We start from the raw sequence: 16804 nt of genomic DNA on the forward strand, positions 1-16804 counted from the left end.
ATGGATGTGCCGTTCTTGAATTTGCGCGCGGTCAATGCGCGGTATGCGGATGAGCTGAAGCTGGCTGCGGCGCGGGTGATCGATGCCGGCTGGTATGTGCTTGGGCAGGAGCTGGCCGCCTTCGAGGAAGAATTCGCCAGCTACTGCGGCGCTGCGCAGGCGGTGGGTGTGGGCAACGGGCTGGATGCGCTGTCGCTGATCCTGCGCGGCTATCGCGAGCTGGGCGTATTGCGCGAGGGCGACGAAATCATCGTGCCCGCCAATACCTTCATTGCCACCTTTCTTGCGATCAGTCAGAACCACCTGGTGCTGGTACCGGTGGAGCCGGACCCCGCGACCTTCAACATCGACCCGGCCAGTGTGGAGAAGGCGATCGGCCCGCGCACGCGCGCCATCATGGCGGTGCATCTGTATGGGCAGTTGGTGGATGTGGCGGCGCTACAGACGCTGGCGCATCGCTACGGGCTGCTGCTGATCGAAGATGCCGCGCAGGCGCATGGTGCAAGTGCGAACGGGCGACGTGCCGGCGCCTTTGGCGATGCGGCAGCGTTCAGTTTTTTCCCGACCAAGAACCTGGGCGCACTCGGCGACGGCGGCGCAATAGTGACCTCGGATGAGCGCCTGGCCGAGCGCATCCGCGCGCTGCGCAACTACGGTTCGCAGGTGAAGTATCACCACCTCTGCCAGGGCGTGAATTCGCGGCTGGACGAGATGCAGGCGGCGTTCCTGCGGGTCAAGCTGGGCTATCTGGACGATGAGATCGCCCGTCGCCGCGCAGTGGCGCAGCGCTACCTGCACGGCATCGACAACCCTCTGATCACCTTGCCGACGGTGGTGGCCGAAGTGCAGCACGTCTGGCATCTATTCGTGGTGCGCAGCGCCCAGCGCGATGCCTTGCAGGCGCATCTGCTGCGCTCGGGCATCCATACCCAGATCCATTACCCGGTGCCGCCGCATCGGCAGCCGGCCTACACCACCTTGGGCGATGCCTGCCTGCCGGTGAGCGAGCGGCTGCACCGTGAAGTGCTGAGCCTGCCGATGGGGCCGGCGCTGGACGATGCGTCGGTTGCACGCGTGATTGCCGCATGCCAGTCGTTTGGCGCCCCCGCATGAATGTCGTGCGCAGCAGCGCCTACACCGGCGTTGCGACGCTGGCCAAGCTGCTGGCTGCGCTGGTGGTGGTGAAGCTGGTGGCGGTCTACGCCGGCCCGCAAGGGGTCGGCCGGCTGGGCCAGTTCCTCAATCTGATGTCGGTGCTGGCGGTGCTGGCAGGCGGCGGCATCAGTGCCGGCATCGTCAAGTACGTGGCTGAGTACCGCGACGACGCGGCTGCGCTGGCACGTCTGCTCAGCGCGGCGCTGTGGTACGCGTTTTGCGCGGCCTGCGTGATGGCGGTGCTGGCGTTGCTGTTCAGTGGTGCCATCGCTGAGCGCCTGCTTGGCGATGCGGCGTACCGGCCGCTGATCTGCGTGGCGGCGGTGGCGCAGATGGGCATCGCACTGGTCAACTACATCCTGGCGGTGATCAACGGCTTCATGGACGTGCGCCGCCTGGCATTCGTGCAGGTCAGCGGTGCGGTGCTGAGCACGGCACTGGTGGCATGGTTGTCCAGCCGGGCACAGCTGCAGGGCGCCTTGCTGGCGCTGGTGCTGGGCCAGGTGCTGTGGCTGCTGGCCGGCGTGCCGGCGCTGCGGCGCAGCGGTTATTTTCGGCGCGAGATGTTGCGCATGCGCTTCGATGCGCAGATGACGCGCAGGCTGGCGGCGTTCTCGGTGATGACGCTGACCTCCACGCTGGTGCCGCAGCTGGTGGCCATGCTGGTGCGCGACCATCTGGCGCTGCAGTTCGGCTGGCAGCAGGTGGGGTACTGGCAGGCGGTGAGCCGGGTGTCGGATGCGTATCTGCTGTTCTTCACGACCGCGATCAACGTGTATTACCTGCCCAAGCTGGCATCGCTGCAGGAGCGCGCAGCGCTCGGGCGCGAGCTGCGTGCCGCGTATCGCCATGTGCTGCCGGCGGTGGTCGTGATGGCGCTGGGCGTCTACCTGTGTCGCGATTGGCTGACCTGGCTGCTGTTCGACGCCCGGTTTGCCCAGGCCACCCCGCTGTACGCTCCGCAGCTGCTGGGCGATGTGATCAAGATCGCCGCCTTCGTGCTGTCGTACGTGATGCTGGCCAAGGCGATGACGCGTCTGTTCGTGATCTCCGAATGCGTGTTTGCCGCCAGCTATCTGGCGCTGGTGTATCTGTTCACCGCGCAATGGGGGCTGATCGGCGCGATGTATGCCTTCGTCGCCAACTACGTGCTGTATCTGCTGTTCAACATCGTGGTGGTGCGGCGCTATCTGGTGCAGCTGGCATGAGCGATTCCTCCCAACCCCTCGGGCGTGCACGCTGGCCGCTGGTCTCGGTGCTGATCCCGGCCTTCAACCACGAACGCTTCGTGCAACGCTGTCTGGACAGCGTGCTGGAGGACCCGTACCCGTGCAAGGAGCTGGTCATCATCGACGATGGCTCCAGCGATGCGACCGGAGAGAAGATTGCGCAGTGGATCGCCAGCCATGGCCACCGGCTGCCGGTACAGTTCGTGCAGCGTGCCAATCGCGGGGTGGCGGCCACACTCAACGAGCTGGCGCTGCGTGCGCGCGGTGAGTATTTGCGCGTCGTCGCCAGTGATGATTATTTAGTTCCAGGAAGTTTGAAAGTTCAGGTTGGCTACCTGGAATTGAATCTTGGTAAAGACGTCGTGGTCGGTGATGCGTTTGTTATTAATTCTGAAGGGCAGCAATTGTACGAAAGCGCTATGTGCGATCTCCATGGCGCCAATAAAAAATCATATCTTTCTGATGCGGGGGTTCGTCGTGCCGTGATCCGTAATTGGGCGATCAGTGGCGCTGTCACAATGCTAAGGCGTAGCGCGTTTAAAATGGGGGCTGTATGGGATGAAGCTCTGAGGATTGAAGATTGGGATTTTTTTCTTAGACTTGTCGCACGTGATGCTCTTGGTTTTATTGACGTCAAGGTCTGCGCATATAGGTTGCATGAAACCAACGTCAGCAAGACAAGGGATGTTTCCAGGAGGCTGGACAACCTAGCTGAATTCGGGCTTGTGGCGTCGCGTAATTCTACGCTCTTTGAAGGGTGTGAAAATTGGTTGTTGCGAGCTCAGAAGAGTTTAATTGGTGCAAAAATATTTTTCTTAAAAAGGCAGTATTTTAGAGCGTCGATGCATCTGCTGGCGTATTTTGCCAAGTCTATAGTTGCCTGGCGTCCGTATCGTGGCGGGAGGGTTCGGTGATATCGGTGACGGGCGAAGTTCTACGCAGGCCTGCAACTTATCTGTTTCCGTCGCTGGTGATCAGTTGCTTGGTCACTGTGGGAATCTATCAGATCCCTATTGATTATATCAAAGGTATTTTTTGGTTGCTTTTCGCGGCTTGGCAGGTGTTTGTTTTAGACTTGCTGATTGGAATTCGGTTGCCATCATTCGAGCGCTTTCGCGCCTACAGTTACGCCGGCACCCGTGATGCGTTCCTGGTGATGACGCTGGCGGCGGTGGTGACGCTGTTCTGCATCGTGGATGTGGCGCTGTTTCCGATTCCGCTGTTCAGCGATCCGTCCTCGTATGCGACCTTGAGCCCGCTGCGCGCGCATGTGCGGCACATCTCCAACATGTGCTGGATCCTGCCGCCGATCGCGTTGCTGTGCGTGCGCCATCGCGGGCTGCGTGCGGCGATGCTGACGCTGGGATTCGTGTTTCCGATCGTGGTGATCGACCGCAACCGCATCTTTGCCGGGCTGTTTTCGTTCGTGCTGGTGATGCTGTTGCGCCGCGATCCGGCACGTCGCCTGCCGTGGAAGACCATCGGCCTTCTGGTGCTGGCCGGTGGCGGGGTGTTTTCCATCCTCGGCGCACTGCGTTCCGGCTCGCTGGCTACCGTGGCCCTGCCGTTCAGTGCCTTGTATCGCGCCATGCCGCAGGGCGTGCAGTGGTTGCTGCTGTACATCAGCGCCGGGCCGTACAACTTCGGCGCGATCCTGGCCAAGGGCTATGTCAACGCCAGCTTCCTGGTCAATCAGCTGGTGCCGTTCAGTGGCTCGATCGCCACTGCCGGCACCAGCATTCCGCTGGATGCGCCCAACATCAATGTGGGGACCGAATTCTTTCCGTTCCTGATGGCCTGGGGCGCGCCGGGTGCGTTGCTGGCGCTGCTGGCGTTGTATGCAGGGCTGGTGTGGAGCGTGCGCCTGCTCAACCGCTCGCTGTCGATCTTCCATGTGCTGATCTTCCTGCGCATCGCCTATGCCTGCCTGATGTCGCCATTTGCGCCGCAGGCCTTCACCTGGACCAATTTCGGCTTCATCGCGCTGTGCTTGGTGTTGCATGCCTGCACGGTGCTGTTGCCCACCCGCAATGCCGTACCCACCGCTGCTGCGTAATGCGCGGCAGCTTCGCTTCAGCCTGTTCCAGAGCCGGTGCACCATGACTCAACACGATGATATCTATCTGATCGACCTGTGGCGCATCCTGCGCCGCGAATGGCGCTGGGCGCTGGCCGCACTGGTGGTGGTGCTTGCACTGACCTTTGCCTTTACCCGCCTGGCCAAGCCGCAGTGGGAAGCCACCGCCTGGATCCAGGTCGGCGAGATCGGCCCCACGCCGGCCGGGCGCGACCCCAAGGTCGAACCGTTCCAGCGCGTGATCGACCGCATGAAGACACGGCTGTTCCAGGATGCGGTGCTGCGCCAGGCCGGCGTGCCGCTGAAAAGCCGCGCTGCGCAGCTGTACCGCGGCAGCCTCAAGCCGGACCCGGACCCGTATGCCAATCTGATCGGGGTGACCATCCGGGCCGAATCGTCGGCGCAGGCGCGCAAATTGGCGATGGCGACGGTGAGCGCCTTGCAGGGCCTGCACGGTGACACCAATGCCGTGGCGCTCGCACTGGCGCGTACACGCCTGCAAGGCCTCACCGACGATCTGCGCGCAGCAACCCGCAACCGCGATCAGTTGCAGCAGCAGGTGCAGGCCGGGCAGGGCGCCGCCGCGGCCACGCCGGCCCAGGTTCTGGCGGGCGTGCTGTTGACCGACAGCAACACCACCGTGCGCGCATTGAGGAGCGAACGCGACGATCTGATTGCCCGCCTGACCACGCGCTACACCTATCAGACCTCGCTGGCGTGGCCGTTGTACGTGCCCGAGCAGCAGGCGTTTCCCAATGCCGTCACCGCCTGGGCCGCCGGCCTGCTCGCCGGGGCGGGGCTGGCGGTGCTGGCGGCGGTGTTGCGCAATGCATGGCGGCGCCGCACGGTGGCCACCCCGCGCGCTGCCGGCTGATCTGCGCAGCGTCGTGCGGCACGCTGCCCACGCTGCAACCAAACCGCCGGCGCACGGCACTCACCGGTCAATCAAGCGATGCCGCGTTGGCGGTGTCGCGCCTGGAGAGTGTCGTGAGAACAGCTGGATCGGTGTGGGAGGCTGCGCATGTCGGTGGTCAATGAGCATGCAGCGCGCGGTGGCACGGTGGCCCCGGAGCGCTTGCTGGAGACGCAACGCGCGTTCGACAGCGTTGCGCCCGACTACGACGGCCCACGCGGCAACAACGCGCTGATCCAGCGCATGCGCACCACCTTGTGGGACACCGTCGCGGCCGAACTGCCGGTGGGCTCGCACCTGGTGGACCTGGGCTGCGGTACCGGCCTGGATGCCGGCGAATTCGCGCGTCGCGGTTACCACGTGCTGGCCACCGACTGGTCGCCGGCGATGGTCGAGCGCACCCGCCATCGCGCAGCCACGCACGGCCTGCAAGAGCGCCTGAGCGCGGCCCATGTCGGCATCCAGCAGCTCGACCAGCTGCAGGGCAGCTTCGACGGCATGTATTCCAACTTCGGCCCGCTCAACTGCGCGCCGGATCTGCCGGCGGTGGCGGCCGAATGCGCGCGTCTGCTGCGCGCCGATGGCTGCCTGGTGTTCTCGGTGATCGGGCGCATCTGCCCCTGGGAAATTGGCCATTACAGCGTGCGCGGGCGGTTCAAGCGCGCTGCGGTGCGCGCCGCGCGCGGGGTCACCGCGGTGGGCATGAACGGCCACACCATCTGGACCTGGTACCACCTGCCGCGCGAGTTCTACCGCGCCTTCGCCAAGCATTTCGTCCTGGACCGCTATCGCGCGTTGAGCCTGTTCCTGCCGCCGCCGTACCTGGTGGATTTTTGCGAACGGCATCCGCGCCTGTCCGCGCGCCTGGGCCAGTGCGACGACCGGCTGGGCGGCGTGCCGTTGCTGCGCGACATGGGCGACCACTTCCTGATCGTGATGCGCAAGCGCTGAGTGGAGACGCCGATGTCCATGGCCGATGTCTGCCTGCACGGCGCGCGCTCGATCACCCTGGCCGGTCCCTCGCGCGCGCCGCTGACCATCCGCGCAGGGGGCTTCGGCGGCACGCTCGGCACGCGCAGCCTGCGGCTGGACCTGCAGGGGCATGTGCTGGCGCCCGGCCTGATCAATGCGCACGATCATCTGCAGGTCAACTGCGTGCCGCCGCTGCCGCAGGGCGCGGCGTTTCCCAACAGCTATGCGTGGATCGAGGCATTCCAGGCGCATTTCAGGCATCCCGAGGTGGCCGCGGCCCTGCGCGTGCCCAAGGCGGTGCGTTTGCGTCACGGTGGACTGAAGAATCTGCTGGCCGGCGTCACCTGCGTGGCGCAGCACGACCCGTGGCATGCCACCCTGGACGAGGCCGGCTTTCCGGTTGGCCTGCTGCGCGAGTTCGGCTGGAGCTATGCACTGGGATGGACCGGCTATGGCCCACCGGTGCAGGGCAGCTTTGCCGCCACCTGGCCCGAGCATCCCTGGATGATCCACCTGGCCGAAGGCACCGACGCGGTGGCGGCCGCCGAGCTGGACGAACTGGATCGGCTCGGTTGCCTGGCCTCCAACAGCGTGCTGATCCACGGCGTGGGCATGGGCGAGTGCGATATCGAGCGGGTAATCGCATGCGGCGCGGCGGTGGTGTGGTGCCCGTCGAGCAATCTTGCGCTGCTGGGTCGCACGCTCGACCCCTGGCGCCTGTGCATGGCGGGCCGGCTCGCGTTGGGCAACGATTCGCGCGTCAGCGGTTCGCGCGATCTGCTGGAAGAACTGCGCATTGCCGCCAGCAGCGGGCTGGCCGCGGATCTATTGCTCGGCCTGGTCACCCATCAGTCGGCGCGCATCCTGCGCATGGCCACGCGTGGACGCCTGGCGCCGGGGGCGGCGGCCGATCTGGTGATCGTGCGCGACCGCGGTGGCGACCCGGCCGACAGCGTGGTGGGCTGCGCACGCAGCGACCTGCGCGCGGTGATACGCGATGGCGTCCCGCGCATCGCCGACCCGGATTTTGCCGACTGGTTCGACGCTGCAGGTGTCCCGACCGTGCCGGTACTGCTGGATGGCCGCCCCAAGCTGCTCGACGCCACGCTGGCCGATCCGGCGGTGCTGGCACTGGAACCCGGCCTGCAGCGCGTGGCGCAGGCTGCGCACCGGCCCGGCGTGGCCATGGCCGCCAGCGGTGCGCTGTCGTGAGCGCAGTGCCGACGCTGGAGCCGGCAGCGGCGTATGCGCTGTGGGCGCAGGCGTATCCGCCGCATGCGCACAACCCGGTGATGCTGGCCGAGGAGCGCGCCATGCTTGCGCTGATGCCGAGCGTGTTGCAAGGCCAGCACGTGCTGGACGCCGGCTGCGGCAGTGGCCGCTACATGCTGCATGCCTTGCGGCGCGGCGCGCTGCAGGTCACCGGCGTGGATCTGTCGCCGCAGATGCTGCAGCGTGCGCACACCGAGCTGTCGCAGCACTGGCCAGCGGCGCGCATGCGCCTGCAACAGGGCAGCCTGGAGCAGCTGCCGCTTGACGATGCAGTGGCCGATCTCAGCGTCTGCGGCCTGGTGGTCGGCCATCTGCAGCGGTTATGGCCGGCGCTGGAAGAACTGCATCGGGTCACCCGCGTCGGCGGCATCGTGCTGTGCAGCGACGTGCATCCGATCGGGCATGCGCTGGGCTGGCGGCGCGACTTCAAGGCCGATGGCCGGCAGTACGCGGTGCGGCATACGCAACATCTCTACAGCCATTGGCATGCAGCCTGTGCGGCGCTGGGGATGGAGATCGAAGCGGTGGCCGAGCCGATGCTGGACCCGGCCGACATCGCGCCCGGTGCGCGGTTCGATCAGGCCGCGCTGCAGGTGCCGGTTGCGCTGGTGTTGCGGCTGCGGCGCATCGCGTGAGCGCCGTGGCGGCCATGCTGGCATGTGCCTGCAGCACCTCGGCCGCGGGCAAGCCTTGCCGCTCGCGCAACGCGCAGTGCGCGGCACGTGGCTGGATCGCGATTGCAGGCCGTGCAATCCGGGCGTGGTCGCTGTCATGAGCTTGCGGGTGGCGCAACTCAACCTGGTGCCGACGCCGGCCGGCCTGACGGCACAACAGGTGTTCGCGCAATGGCCATCGCTGGCCGATATCGCCGAGGCCGTCGCCAGCGCCGGGGTGTGCGTGGTGGTGATCCAGGCCTCTGCACTGAACCTGCGGCTCACCCGCGAGGGCGTGGACTACCGCTTCGTCGAGCTGGGTGCGCGCGGCAGTGCACAGCGCGCAGCGCTGCTTGCGGCGATGCTGCGCGAGATCGGCGCCGATGTGGTCCACGTCCACGGTCTGGAATTTGCCGGCGATGCACGCCGTCTCGCCCGCCTGCTGCCGCATACGCCGATTCTGCTGCAGGATCACGCCAACCGCCCGCCGCGCTGGTGGGCCCGGAGTGTGTGGCGGCGTCGCTACGCTGCCGCCGCCGGGATCGCGTTCACCTCGCTAGACATGGCGCAGCCGTTCGCACAGGCGCGCCTGTTCAAGGCCAGGACGCAGCTGTTTGCGATTCCCGAATCGAGCAGCCGCTTCTCGCCGGGCGATCGCCTGGAGGCACGCGAGCACACCCGCCTGCATGGCGACCCCTGCGTGTTGTGGGTCGGGCATCTGAGCGCGGCCAAGGATCCGCTGTGCGTGCTCGATGCCGTCGCCCTGGCCGCACGCGTGTTGCCGGGCCTGCGGCTGTGGTGCGTGTTCGACCAGGCGCCGTTGCTGGAGCAGGTACAGCAGCGCCTGCGCGCCGATCCGTCGCTGGCGCGCTGCGTGCAGTTGCTGGGCAAGGTGCCGCATGCGCGCGTGGAAACCCTGTTGCGTGCCTGCGATCTGTTCGTCTCCGCCAGCCATGCGGAGAGCTGCGGTTACGCGGCTGTGGAAGCCTATGCCTGCGGCACCTTGCCGCTCTTGACCGATATCCCGGCCTTTCGTGCGCTCAGCGATGGCGGCGCAGTCGGCGCGTTGTGGCCGGTGGGCGATGCCTCGGCCCTGGCGGAACTGCTGTTGCGGCTCTTCCGGCAACGCCCCGACCGCGCACAGGTACGCGCGCATTTCGAGGCACGGCTGTCGTTTTCCGCGGTGGGGCAACGCTGGAAGCATGCGTACACCCGGTTGCTGGCCGCCGCGCCAGGGCGGGGCGCATGAAACTGGCCCTGGTGGTCCCGGGTGGCGTGGACCGCAGCGGCGAGGTCCGCGTGATCCCGGTGTTCCTGACCCTGATCGAATGGCTGGCGCGCCATCACCAGGTGCATGTGTTCGTGCTGCACCAGGAGCCGCTGCCCGGGACCTGGGCGTTGCGCGGCGCCACCGTGCACAACATCGGCGCCAGGCGCACCCGCACGCGCGCGATCGCCGCCATTGCCAGCGAGCACCGGCGTGCTCCGTTCGATGTGATCCAGGCCATTTTTTCCGGCTACTGCAGCCTGATCGCGGTCGCCGCGGCAAGGCTGTTGCGCCGTCCAAGCGTGGTGCATATCGCCGGCGGCGAACTGGTCGCATTGCATGGCATCGGCTACGGCGGCCGGCAGCGTTGGCGCGGGCGCCTGCGCGAAGCGGTGATCCTGCGCCTGGCCGACCGCGTCACTGCGGCCAGCGCGCCCATCCTGGAGTCGCTGACGGCGCTCGGCATCCACGCGCAGCGGGTGCCGCTGGGCGTGGATCTGCGGGCCTGGCCGCCGGCCGCGCCACGTGCACGCAGCGGCGGCATCGCCCGCTTGCTGCATGTGGCCAGCCTCAATCCGGTCAAGGACCAGACCACCTTGCTGCAGGCGATGGCGGCGCTCAAACGCGCCGGTGTCGCCTTTACCCTGGACATGGTCGGCGTCGATACGCTGGATGGTGCCATGCAGCGCCTGGTGCACCAGCTGGACCTGGGTGCGCAGGTGCGTTTTCTTGGTTTCAAGACCCAGCGCGAGTTGCGCCCGATCATGCAGACGGCCGACCTGCTGGTGCTGTCGTCCTTGCATGAAGCCGGCCCGCTGGTGTTGCTGGAAGCGGCGGTCGCCGGCGTGCCCACCGTCGGTACCGCAGTCGGGCATCTGGTCGAGTGGGCACCGGTGTGCGCGCTCGCGGTACCGCCGGGCGACTGGGCCGGACTGGCAGAAGCCGTCCGCCAGGTCCTGGCCGACGACGAGTTGCGCCTGCGCCTGGCCTGGGCAGCGCAATGCCGTGCGGTACGCGAGGACGCGGCGTTGACCACGCGGTTGTTCGAGCAGCTGTATCGGCAACTGTGCGAGGCGCGGCCGCTGCGCTGACTGCGCTGACTGCGCTCGCAGGGGACGCAGACTGCATCGGCTGCCATGCAATACGCGCGGTGCAGCAACGAGGCTGCCAGGCCGAACCTGGTGACATCCTCGCAAGGGCGATCGGCTGAACAAGCCGGCAGCCTGTGCACGCCTGCCGAAGTCCGGAATCACCAACAAGACGTCGCGATCGGCCGATGGATGGATGCGGACGGCGCGCCTGGAATCGGACTGTGCGGCTGATACCTGCCGCCTCCGGGCATCGGCCGCGCCGGTGCGGCAGTGAGCGCAGCAGCGTTGTCAGCCGCGCTCAGACTGGCTGCAGATAGCCGTCCAGCGCTGCACGCACCACATACAGCATGTCGGTGCGCGGCACCGGCCGGGTCATGCGCGTCATCATCCGGCGCAGCTGGGTCTGCCGCACCCATGGTTGGTCCTGAAGCCACAACTGGGTCTGCAGCATATCCGCACGTTCCTTGCGGCTCTCGGCCGACGGCACCACCCGGTTGCGCAGGTACTGGCGCGCTTCGCCCAGCGAGCGTGACCATTCGATGCCGGGCAGGGCCGACAACCACAGGTTGGAACACGAAGCAGTGGTCAGGGTCTGGCGAGCCGCACGCATGCGCAGCAGGCGCGGGCAATCGGCCTGCAGCCGCGCCATCACTGCCGGCGGCACCACGCTGCGGTAATAGCGTTGCAACAGCAGCAGCGGCGGCAACGCCCACCACGGCGCCATGGCCGGGTCGTCCCACAACTGTTCCCAGTCGCGCGGGCCCATGCGCGTGGCCAGCAATGCCAGGTCATGCAGATGCATCAGGCGGATGCTGCGCTGGCAGATGCCGCCGGCCGCATGCAGCAGCAGATGGCACATCAGCGCGCCGACCGACGGGTAGGGGTTCAATCCCGGCTGCGGACGCTCCGGCAGGATGCGCGCGGTGATGTCCACGCTGCTCAGCGGCAGGCGTTCCTGGATGCGGGTATGCAGCTCGAGATTGATCGGCGCATCGCGATGCTCGCCCAGGCCTGCGACAGCCTCGCCCTGCAGCGGCTTGAACACCTGGTGCTTCCATTGTTCGAAGGAGGCCACGTAGCCAAGCTCGCACAACAGTGCCGCCGCCACGGGCGCATCCTCCGGCGCCACCAGCAGGTCGATATCGGCCATCGGGCGATCGCCGGGCAGATAGACGCCGAGCCGATGCAGGGCGGTGCCCTTGAGACCGACCAGGGCGATGCCGGCCGTACGTGCTGCCGCGTCGATGCGCGTCAGCAGCAGCGCGATGCGCCGATGGCGGTCTTCGACATGGCTGCGTTGCTCGTGCAGGAACGCGGTCCAGTCGGCGTCCTGCCATAGCGAACGACGTTGCAGCAGCGGCGACACCCCATGCGCGGCCGCCGCGGCTGCGGCCAGCTGCCATTGCAGCCGGTCCCACTGCGGCACCGCCTCGCCGGGCTGCGCCAATTCCCGGGCCAGCCGTTCGGTGGCCGTCTGCAGGCCGTGCTTGATGGTGCGAAGGGAAGGCTGCATGCGGCGGAGATTCCGAGAAAGGCAACGTGATGTCGGGAAGTGAGGTCGGCGGGTTGCGCGTCAGCCGACCAGCACGCTGACCAACTGGCGCGGTTGGCGTTCGGCAGCGCCGGCAAGCGGCTCGGTGCGATGTTGCCGTTCGCTGGCGATCAAGGCGGACCAGCGCGCTTCCAGCGTGTCCGAGGCCTGTGCAAACGCATCGGCGCCCAGCGTGGCACGCGCCTGTTGCAGGTCGACCTGCGTATGCAGCAGATCGCGCACGCTGCGGTAGAACTCCGAGTCGTACGCGCCATGGAACATCATCGCCAGGTCGTCGCTGTCCTGCCAATGGGTCTTGCCGCCCAGCTGGTTTTTCACTTCTTCGTAGAACTTGGTGCCGGGCAGCGGGTAGGACACGCTGACGCCGATGATGTCCGGGTTGGCCTGCGTCACCAGTGCGCGCGTGGCCAGGATGTCTTCGAGTTCTTCGCCCAGGTAGCCGAGTTGAATGAAGAAGCCCACGCGGATCCCGTGCGCACCCAGGCGCCGGCGTGCGGCGATCACCTCGCCAACCTCGGTGCCCTTGGTCATTTTGTCCAGGATGCGCTGGCTGCCGCTTTCGGCACCCAGCCAGGCCTCGGCGCAGCCGGCGCGCGCCAGCGCGGCAGCCATGCGCTCGCTGGCCAGGTCGGCGCGGGTCTGGATGGTGAACGGGATCGCGCCATCGGCGTCGCTCAGGCGCTGCGCAAAGGTTTCCACCCAATCGATATGGAAGCCGAAGATGTCATCGGCCATCCAGAGGTGATCGGGCTGGAAGCTGCGCTTGAGATGGATCATTTCGGCAGCCACGTCTTCCGCGTCGCGGCGCTTGTAGTGGTTGCCCCAGATCGGTTTGGCGCACCAGTTGCAGCGGAACGGACAACCGCGCGAGGCGGCCATGTTGAGGCTGAAATAGCCGTGCCGTTGTCGCCAGAAACGCTGATAGCGCGGCATGTCGACCAGGTCCCAGGCCGGCAGGCCGCTCAGGCGCGCGTCCGGCGGTTGTGCGCCACGATGCACGTGTGCTGCAGCAGATGCGCTGACGGCGATACGTGCAACGCCCGCGAGCCAGGCGTCTGTATCGATGATGGGATCTTCTTCGACGCGCGCCACCAGTTCGAGCAGTGGTGCAATGCCTTCGCCGATCAACACCGCGTGCGCGCCGGCAGCCAGAAATACATCCGGGTTGTCGGATGCATCGGAGCCGGCCACCAGCACGCGGCAGCCGGCCGCGCGCGCTTGCGCAATCATCTGGCAGGCCGCCTCGCGCATGCGGCTCAGGCACATCTTGGTGAGGAAGTTGAAGTTGTCCTCGTAGAACACCACCAGATCCGGCTGCGCAGCGTGCAAGGCGCCGGTGTAGTCCTGCACATCGTCGGCCAGCATCGCGTCGAACAGGCTCAGCGCATGGCCGCGCTCGCGCAATAACGCGGCAACCTGCAGCGTTGCCAGCGGTGGATACGGCTTGCCGCGCTCCCATTGCTTGGGGTCGTAACGCAGGAAATACGAATGACTGACCTGGATCTTTAGCATCTGCACAAGGCTCTCGTTCTGTCGCCAGGTGCGCGCAGCGGCGGCGTGCGCAGGCACCGGCATTCGGCTCGGCAGTAGGTGCGGATGCAGGTGCCTTTGGTTGCGCCGATCGGCATGCCGTCGTTGGCGTGCATGGGGCACAGGTGCCGATGCGGATGCGGCAACCTTTCTGTTGCCGTTCGGCACACACCGGCTGATCGATGCAATGGGTGGAAGGGCATGCCGCAGTCGGCTGCGTTGGCGCAATTGATGCCGGTGGGCGATGACGCACGCCCTGGCGCGCCGGATGCGGCGGCAATGGCAGTGGCAGCAGATCCGTTCGGCGAACATCGGCCGCGTCGGCAGTGCGTGCGCCGGCAGATCCTCGGCGCACTGTTCCACTTCGAAAGCGACAGCGAAGCGCTGCTGGCAGTGGTGGACCTGGCCTACGCCGGCCTGCCTGCGCATCGCCTGCCGGGGGCGCCGGAATTCCATATCACGCTGGATCTGGTGGCGCGTGGTCACGCGGCTTCGAGCGCAGCGCCGCCACCGGTGCGCACCCATGCCAGCGGCGGATTGCTGTGCGGCGTCATGGATGCCTGCAATTACCTGATGTTGTCGGTGCCCGCGCGCCGCGCCATGCTGGTGGTTTCCGACGACATGCTCGCCCACGCCTACCACGTGCGTTACGAGCTGATCGAATTTTCGGTGTTCCTGCTGGCGGCACGCGGCATGGGCCTGGTGCCGTTGCATGGCGCCTGCGTGGGCCGGCAGGGACGCTGTGTGCTGTTGCTCGGCGCCAGTGGCGCCGGAAAATCGACCCTGGCATTGCACAGCCTGCTGCATGGCCTGGATTTCATCGCCGAAGACGGTGTGTTCGTGGCGCCGGAGAGTCTGCTCACCACCGGTGTTGCCAACTTCCTGCATCTGCGCGCCGACGCGCTGGGCCTGGTCGATGCGGACACCCGCGCGTGGATCAGTGCCTCGCCAACCATCCGTCGCCGCAGCGGCGTGGAAAAGTTCGAGATCGACATCCGTCACGGCCGTGCGCAGCTGGCGCGCGCGCCCTTGCAACTGTGTGCGGTGGTGATGCTGTCGGCAACGCCGGCGAGCGATCCCGCGCAGCCATTGCTGGCGATGCCGGCCGAACGCATCGCCGCTTGCCTGGCAAATGATCAACCGTATGCGGCCGGTCAACCGGGCTGGCAGCGCTTTGTCCAACAGGTACAGCACATCGGCATGTTCACCCTGCGCCGCGGGGCGCATCCGCAGGCCGCGCTGGATGCGCTGCTGCAGGTGTTGCGGTGAGCGCGCCGGCAGCGCGGCAGCAGCGCGTCCTCTTTCAAGCCGACGCCATGCCGCATCCCACAGTGAGCGTCAGGCGTGACTGAGATACGCGCGGCTGCAGACCGCAAGCCCATGCGCGCGCTGTGGCGCGATTTCGTCGGCACGCTGGTGCCGGCGGATGTGTCGACCATCGCGCTCTACGTGGGCTTGTCGCTGCTGGCCGCACTGGCCGGCAGCCTGGTCGCGGTCAGCCTGGTGCCACTGGTGCAGCCTGGTCATGCCGTCCGCCTGGCCGGCTACGCGCTGGCGTTACCAGATGGTCTGGCGATGCGGGTGATGCTGTTTGCCGGTGTCAGTCTGGTGTTTGCCGCACTGCGCTGGCATGGCGCACGGCTGGCCGCACGGCTGACCAGCCGCTATGCGATCGGGCTGCGGCAGCGCGTGCATGCGGCGTTGATCGATGCGCCGCTGCCGGCCCTGTCCGGTGCCAGCTCGGCGGAAATCGCCAATGTGCTGACCTACAACATCGAGATCGCCACCCAGGGCTTCAGTGCCGCCTTGCAGCTGCTGGTGGCCGGCATGACCGCGCTGGTGAGCATCTGCATCGCGGTCATGATCGCCCCCGCGTTGCTGATGGCGACGCCGCTGCTGCTGGCACTGGCGTGGCTGGGCTTGCGCATCTCCAGCAGCCACACCCAGGCGCGCATCAGCCGCGATTACGTGGCCGACATGACGCAGCTGTTCTGGCTGAGCGAAGATTTCCCGCGTCGCCTGCGGCATGTGCGTTCGTTCCAGCGCGAAGCACTGGAAACCCGCCATTACGAGCGCATTTCCGCACGGCTGGGGCAGGGCTATGCGCAGCAGCAGGCACTGGTGGCGGGCAGCCGGCTGATGCTCGAGGCCACCGCAGTGGCTGCCATCGCCGGCATCCTGGTGCTGGCCAACCTGTGGCAGGGCGCGGACCGCGCTGCGTTGATCACCGTCAGCCTGCTGCTCGGGCGCCTGCTGCCGTATCTGGTCAGCACCCGGCAGAGCGTGCAGCAACTGCGCTCGGCGTGGCCGGCGTTGCAGCTGTGGTGGCGCTATGTGGCGCTGGGCACAACGCATCCACCGGTGTCGGCCGCACCGGCACAACCGTTGCCGGCCGCCCTGCATCTCGAACACATCGGCCTGGCATCGCCGTTGCCCAGGCTCGCTCTCGATCCGCTGCTGTTGCTGCCCGGCGAGCTGACCTTGGTCGTCGGTCCCTCCGGCATCGGCAAGAGCAGTCTGATGGACGTGCTCTCGGGTCAGACCCCGCCTGCACAGTTCACCGCGCATATGGCCGGGCGCCGGCTGGATTTTGCTGCGTATCGCGCCCTGGTGCGGCATGGCGCCTACCTCGGCCAGGGGGTGCGGCCCTGGCAGCGCACGGTCCGCGCCTGTCTGGACTGGGCATTGCCCGGCACCAGCGATGCACGCATGTGGCAGGTATTGACCGACGTCGGCCTGCGCGCGCGTCTGCAGCGCGCCGGGCAGGGATTGGATACCCCGATCAACGGCCCGGATGGGCGCCTGTCCGGTGGCGAAGCGCAGCGCCTGCTGCTGGCGCAGGTGCTGCTGCGCAAGCCGACCCTGGCGGTGCTGGACGAGGCCACCAGCGCACTGGATGCCGAGGCCGAACAGCAGGTGTTGTGCATGCTGCGGCAACGCCTGCCGCAGACCGTGCTGGTGGCGGTCTCGCATCGCACCAGCCTAGCCGCAGTGGCCGATCGCACGGTTGTCTTGGGCATTGCAGTGGCGGCGCAGACCGCTGCCCACGCCGATGCGGTTGCACGCTCAGACGCGTGATGCCAGGTGGCGTGC

14 protein-coding genes are annotated in these 16804 nt (G+C 66.9%); 12 read left to right on the forward strand and 2 right to left on the reverse strand.

Annotated elements, in window-relative coordinates; translation table 11 throughout:
- The 10 genes from ABQ039_RS08160 to ABQ039_RS08205 all read left to right on the forward strand — a co-directional run bounded on the left by ABQ039_RS08160 (position 1) and on the right by ABQ039_RS08205 (position 10629).
- Positions 1–1113: a DegT/DnrJ/EryC1/StrS family aminotransferase gene (locus ABQ039_RS08160; RefSeq protein WP_374057861.1), complete on the forward strand. Its 1113-nt coding sequence runs from the start codon at positions 1–3 to the stop codon at positions 1111–1113.
- Positions 1110–2363 (forward strand): O-antigen translocase, encoded by a 1254-nt coding sequence (locus ABQ039_RS08165; protein WP_349777884.1) that lies wholly within the window; start codon positions 1110–1112, stop codon positions 2361–2363. The genes ABQ039_RS08160 and ABQ039_RS08165 overlap by 4 nt, the downstream gene beginning before the upstream one ends.
- Entirely contained in the window at positions 2360–3298 is a 939-nt protein-coding gene (locus ABQ039_RS08170; protein WP_184610634.1) for a glycosyltransferase, read from the forward strand. The genes ABQ039_RS08165 and ABQ039_RS08170 overlap by 4 nt, the downstream gene beginning before the upstream one ends.
- 5 nt (positions 3299–3303) lie before the next feature.
- Positions 3304–4440, forward strand: coding sequence for a hypothetical protein (locus ABQ039_RS08175; RefSeq protein WP_349777883.1), 1137 nt, complete (start codon positions 3304–3306; stop codon positions 4438–4440).
- Positions 4441–4483: 43 nt separating this feature from the next.
- Positions 4484–5335 carry a Wzz/FepE/Etk N-terminal domain-containing protein gene (locus tag ABQ039_RS08180; protein WP_349777882.1) on the forward strand — a complete coding sequence of 284 codons (852 nt, stop codon included), beginning with the start codon at positions 4484–4486 and terminating at the stop codon, positions 5333–5335.
- 147 nt (positions 5336–5482) lie between these two features.
- A complete protein-coding gene (locus ABQ039_RS08185) occupies positions 5483–6325 on the forward strand; it encodes a class I SAM-dependent methyltransferase (protein ID WP_349777881.1) in 843 nt (280 codons plus the stop codon).
- A 12-nt stretch (positions 6326–6337) separates the two neighbouring features.
- Positions 6338–7558 (forward strand): amidohydrolase family protein, encoded by a 1221-nt coding sequence (locus ABQ039_RS08190; protein ID WP_349777880.1) that lies wholly within the window; start codon positions 6338–6340, stop codon positions 7556–7558.
- Positions 7555–8253, forward strand: a complete 699-nt coding sequence (locus ABQ039_RS08195) for a class I SAM-dependent methyltransferase (RefSeq protein ID WP_024940360.1) — start codon at positions 7555–7557, stop codon at positions 8251–8253. The genes ABQ039_RS08190 and ABQ039_RS08195 overlap by 4 nt, the downstream gene beginning before the upstream one ends.
- A 136-nt stretch (positions 8254–8389) precedes the next feature.
- Positions 8390–9520 (forward strand): glycosyltransferase family 4 protein, encoded by a 1131-nt coding sequence (locus ABQ039_RS08200; RefSeq protein WP_349777879.1) that lies wholly within the window; start codon positions 8390–8392, stop codon positions 9518–9520.
- Entirely contained in the window at positions 9517–10629 is a 1113-nt protein-coding gene (locus ABQ039_RS08205; RefSeq protein ID WP_065032337.1) for a glycosyltransferase family 4 protein, read from the forward strand. The genes ABQ039_RS08200 and ABQ039_RS08205 overlap by 4 nt, the downstream gene beginning before the upstream one ends.
- Before the next feature lie 298 nt (positions 10630–10927).
- Here the strand turns inward: ABQ039_RS08205 and ABQ039_RS08210 are convergent, their stop codons facing one another.
- The gene (locus ABQ039_RS08210; RefSeq protein WP_349777878.1) at positions 10928–12142 is read right to left on the reverse strand and encodes a nucleotidyltransferase family protein; all 1215 of its coding nucleotides are present in this window, start codon (positions 12140–12142) and stop codon (positions 10928–10930) included.
- A gap of 60 nt (positions 12143–12202) precedes the next feature.
- The gene (locus ABQ039_RS08215) at positions 12203–13756 is read right to left on the reverse strand and encodes a radical SAM protein (RefSeq protein ID WP_349777877.1); all 1554 of its coding nucleotides are present in this window, start codon (positions 13754–13756) and stop codon (positions 12203–12205) included.
- Positions 13757–13912: 156 nt separating this feature from the next.
- On the opposite strand from ABQ039_RS08215, the gene ABQ039_RS08220 reads away from it, so the two are divergent.
- On the forward strand, positions 13913–14980 hold the full coding sequence (locus tag ABQ039_RS08220) for a serine kinase (RefSeq protein WP_349777876.1): 1068 nt from the start codon (positions 13913–13915) through the stop codon (positions 14978–14980).
- A 111-nt stretch (positions 14981–15091) separates the two neighbouring features.
- Positions 15092–16789, forward strand: a complete 1698-nt coding sequence (locus tag ABQ039_RS08225; RefSeq protein ID WP_349777929.1) for an ABC transporter ATP-binding protein — start codon at positions 15092–15094, stop codon at positions 16787–16789.
- The last annotated feature ends 15 nt before the right edge of the window (positions 16790–16804 follow it).

Origin of the sequence: Xanthomonas sp. WHRI 6108, assembly GCF_040202385.2 — a bacterium.
GTDB lineage: Bacteria > Pseudomonadota > Gammaproteobacteria > Xanthomonadales > Xanthomonadaceae > Xanthomonas > Xanthomonas arboricola.